Genomic DNA, 4,413 nt, shown 5'->3' on the forward strand with positions numbered 1-4,413 from the left:
GTGAAGGCCGGGGTTGCGGAGACGAATGGCCAGGTCAAACTCGTGCAAGTCGTTTCCAATATCGATAGCCCAAGCGCCGCGCCGCCGGCGGTGGAAAGCCTGCTCGCCTCCAAGGGGAGCGACCTCAACGGCATGCTTTCGACCGACTACTACCCCTCCGTCGCCGCTGCCTCAGTGCTCAGCAGCAATGCGCAGTTCCAGCACATCCTGTTCATCGGGCAGGATAACGACCCGACTGTGATGAAGGCGCTCGAAAGCGGCGCGATCTATGGTACGATGTGGCAAAACTCCTATGGCCAGGGCGTGGTCGCCGCGCAATGGCTCTACAAAATCCTCGCCGATGGATGCCGGATCAACCCTAAGGCGCCTTTCACGCAATTCGGCCATACCGCGCGCTTCGTGAATTCCGGCTATTTCTTCGTCGGGCAGAAGGACGTCAAGCAATATGCCTCCGGCCCGGAGAGCATCCCGGACATAACGCAGAAGGTTCTCGGCGAGACTGACCAATATCTGTCATGCCAGTAGCAGGCTTCCGGTTCGGGCGGTACGGCGCGCTCTTCGGCCATCAGGCGAGCGCCTTCGGGCTTGTTCTGCTGATCGCGCTCACCTGGACTGCCTTTGCCATCGCCGGCAGCGGCTTTCTCGGTAGCTTCAACCTCTACAGCATCGGGCAACTTGCCGCACGGGATGCGGTGCTTGGCATGGCGCAGGCCATGCTGATCGCCGCGGCTCGAATGAACCTCGCGGTGGGCGGCATCGGTGCAGTCTGCACCTCACTGCTCGGCTATCTTCTCGTCTCGGCAGGCGTCTCGCTGTGGATTGCCCTTCCTGCCGTGCTCGCGGTCGGTGTGCTTGCAGCGCTGCTGATGGGGTTTGCTGAGCTGAAGACGGGACTTTCAAGTTTTGTCGTCACCCTTGCCTTCCTGTCGATCTATAGCGGCGGCGCTCTGTTGGTGACGGGCGGCCATCAGTTTCAGATCTCCTCCGCGGCACTCACGGCGCTCGGCAACGGCACGCTTCTCTCGCCTGCGGTTTGCCCGCTCGTGGGCCTCGCCATCGCCTGCGGAGTCCTGTGCTGGCTACTCTTTGCCCGCCACAGCCTAGGCTGGCAGATCCTCTCCGTGGGCGCCAATGAGCGAGCGGCGCGGGTTTCCGCCGTCAATGTCCCGCTCGTGGTGCTTGCAGCCTATGGGTTCTCCGGCCTGCTCTGCGGCATCGCCTGCATCATGAACGCGTCCTACGAGCTCAACGTGAATGCCGGGTTCGGGGCGGACTGGCTACTGCCCTCCTTTATTGCCGCCGTGCTCGGCGGCGTCGCGCTCACAGGAGGAGAGATCTCGGTAGTCGGCATTCTGCTTGCGGCCCTTTTCTATGACAGCCTGCAATCGGGTCTTACGATCATCAATGTGCCGAGCTATTGGATCGAGGTTCCACAAGGCCTTGTGCTGCTGGTCGCCGTGATGCTGGACCAGGCACGCCGCCGCTCCTCACTCCGTGCCGGCGCCGCCCTGCCCAAGGCCCAGACCGCGGCGGCCTCTCCATGAAGCGCCTGCTCAGCGCCCAATGGGTACCGCTGTTCGCTGCCACGCTCATCGCAGGCCTCGTGCTGGCCGCGGTGATGAAGCAATTCGGCTCGACCTATAACGTCTATACTATCCTCCAGACAGCCGCGATCTATACCGCGATCGGCCTGTCGCAAATGGTGGTCCTGGCGGTGGCCGATATGAGCCTCGCGGTCGGGGGTATCGCCGCCCTCGTCACCATCACCGTTGGCGGACTTTACGACGCGCAGCATTGGCCGATCCTGCCGGCGGTCGCCGGCGGCCTCGCACTCGGCCTCGCCTGTGGTCTGCTCAATGGCGTGATCATCGTCGGCATGCGGATGTCTGGCTTCATCGTGACGCTCGCGACCGGAACCGCCTTTACGGGGGTCGCCTATGGGGTGACGAACGCCATCCCCTTCTCCACCATCGCGCCGGGGCTCGTCAGCCTCGGCCAGGGAAGGATCTCCTTCTTCTCCTATCTGCTCATTCCGGCGATCTTGCTGACACTCGCGATCGGCGCCGCATTCCGCTGGCTGCCGATCGGCCGCGCAATCCTCGCCGTGGGTGGCAACCACGAGGCTGCCCTGCTCTCGGGTATCTCGCGCGGACGCGCGGTGGTGGTGACGCATGCGCTCTCCGGCCTGCTCGCCGGCATTGCCGCGGTCATGTATATCGGCGTGCTGCAAAGCGCGACCCCGGCAACGGGAAGCGAATGGCTCATCATCTCCTTCGCGGTGCCGATCATCGGGGGCACGGCGCTGATCGGAGGTGAGGCGCCGGCGGCCGGCTGCTTCGTCGCCGCTATCGTGCTCGCGACAATCAGCGACGTTCTGATCGTGCTCAATGTGAATACCCAGGCGGTGGAGATGGCCGAGGGGCTGTTGATCTTCGCAGCTGTCATCTCAGGCAGGCTTGGCCAGAGCTTCCGGCGGCCGCGACGCGTGACTGGATAGATGCGATGAGCGAGACGATGCCGCCCGATGCGCGCAGCGATGCCGTGGAAACCTGCTTCGCGCTCAACGACGTCTGGAAGTCTTTCGGCGGGGTTGCGGCGCTCTCGGGCGCTTCCCTTCGTGTGATGCCGCGAGAGATCCACGCGCTCGTTGGCGAAAACGGCGCCGGCAAGAGCACGCTGATCAATATCGCGACCGGCGTGCATCGTCCGGATCGCGGCGAGATCCTGATAGATGGGCGGGTGGTGCAATTCGCAACACCAGGTACCGCGGCCGAGCATGGCGTCGCCGTCGTGCATCAGGAGCGCAACCTCGTCCGCAAGTTCTCACTCGCTGAAAATCTACTGCTCGGCCGCCAGCCATTGACCGGAGGCATCGTCAACCATCGGCGCATGGTGGAGGAAGCAAGGCCTTGGCTGCAGCGCGTCGGCCTCCATCTCGATCCGCGCGCGGAGGCAAGCCACCTCAGCCCTGGCCAGGCACAGCTTCTGGAAATCGCCAAGGCGCTCTCCCGCCGTTGCCGCGTGCTCCTGCTGGACGAGCCGACCTCCTCGATCACCGATAGCGAGTTCGAGCATCTCAAGGCGCTGCTCAACGAAGTACATGATGACGGCACCAGCATTGTTTTCGTCAGCCATAAGCTTGAGGAGGTCTATGCCCTCTGCAGCCGCATCACGGTGCTGCGCGACGGGCGTAATGTGCTTAGCAGCGCACCGCTCGCTGACGTCAGTCAACAGGACATCGTGCGCGCGATGGTGGGGCGGCAGGTGGAACTGCTCGCCGCCACCCGCACCCGCAAGACTGAGACGGGCCGTCCAAAGCTCGAACTCCACGGCCTCGCAACCGAAGATGGCCACCGGGGCATTGAACTCACGCTGCGCCGGGGCGAGATCGTCTGCCTCTACGGGCTTGTCGGTGCCGGGCGCACCGAGCTTGCCCGTGCGATTATGGGGCTCGCCCGGATCACCGATGGCGAGATGCGCGTGGATGGCAAGCCGGTGCACATCCGCAACCCCTTCGAAGCATTGCGGTATTACCGCATTGGCTATGTGAGCGAAGACCGCAAGGATGAAGGCCTCATCCTCACCCATTCGATTGGCCGCAATGTCGGCATCACCATATGGGAGAGGATCGCCCGCGGCTTCGGCTGGATTTCCGACGAGCGGGCACGGCCCGTGCTGTCACCGCCGCTCGAACGGCTGAAGGTGAAGATGAACCGGCTGTCCCAGCCAACGGGCAGCCTGAGCGGCGGTAATCAACAAAAGGTCAGTGCCGCCAAATGGATCGCGGCCGAAGCGGAACTGCTGATCTTCGATGAGCCGACGGTCGGCATCGATGTTGCAGCCAAGGACGCGATGCACCGGCTGATCGTCGAGCTTGCCGAGGACGGCAAGGCCATCCTCGTGATTTCGAGCGATCTGCATGAGGTCGTACAGCTTGCGGACCGCATTCTGGTAATGGGTGATTTCCGCCTGCGTGCGGAGCTCGCCAATAACGGCGACTATGCCGCGACCAGCGAGCGGGTGATGCAGGCAATCATCCAGGGTGGCGGATGAGCGCGACACCTCACAGCCTGGGCAGACCGCTGCGGCGAAATCGACATTTCGCACATCTCTGACACGCCTAAGATTGATCATCCCAGCCGCGGCCTCAGGAAGACTGCCCGCTATAAGCCTAGGCGGGCTATGCGAATTGCGCCTCAAGCTCCGTCAGGGTCTTCGAGAACTTTTCTGCAATCTCGTCGACATCGGACTCCTGGACGATCAGGGGCGGAGCCATACCAAGCGTATCCCCCATGCACCTTACGATGAGGCCATTCTTATACGCGAGCCTGTCGAAGGTTAGCCCAACGCCGAGCGCGGGGGCAAACGGTGTCTTCGTTTCCTTGTCTTGAACGAGTTCCACGCCTAGCATTA

The 4,413-nt window shown here is 63.1% G+C and carries 4 protein-coding genes and 1 pseudogene; 4 read left to right on the forward strand and 1 reads right to left on the reverse strand.

Translation table 11 applies throughout. The features are described 5' to 3' along the window. From VL752_RS06605 to VL752_RS06620, 4 genes are all read left to right on the forward strand, one after another. Positions 1 to 525 (forward strand): substrate-binding domain-containing protein (locus VL752_RS06605; protein WP_325353386.1); only part of this gene is annotated, 525 nt, incomplete at its 5' end. Next, on the forward strand, positions 516 to 1,544 hold the full coding sequence (locus VL752_RS06610; RefSeq protein ID WP_325353388.1) for an ABC transporter permease: 1,029 nt from the start codon (positions 516 to 518) through the stop codon (positions 1,542 to 1,544). The genes VL752_RS06605 and VL752_RS06610, both read left to right, overlap by 10 nt. Then, positions 1,541 to 2,497, forward strand: coding sequence for an ABC transporter permease (locus tag VL752_RS06615; protein WP_325353390.1), 957 nt, complete (start codon positions 1,541 to 1,543; stop codon positions 2,495 to 2,497). Before VL752_RS06610 ends, VL752_RS06615 begins: the two co-directional genes overlap by 4 nt. Before the next feature lie 5 nt (positions 2,498 to 2,502). Beyond that, positions 2,503 to 4,053 (forward strand): sugar ABC transporter ATP-binding protein, encoded by a 1,551-nt coding sequence (locus VL752_RS06620; RefSeq protein ID WP_325353392.1) that lies wholly within the window; start codon positions 2,503 to 2,505, stop codon positions 4,051 to 4,053. Between the two features lie 127 nt (positions 4,054 to 4,180). Here the strand turns inward: VL752_RS06620 and VL752_RS06625 are convergent. Then, positions 4,181 to 4,413: pseudogene (locus VL752_RS06625) on the reverse strand (aspartate aminotransferase family protein); the annotation flags it as partial.

It is taken from the genome of Acidisoma sp. (genome assembly GCF_035492295.1).
Lineage (GTDB): Bacteria > Pseudomonadota > Alphaproteobacteria > Acetobacterales > Acetobacteraceae > Acidisoma.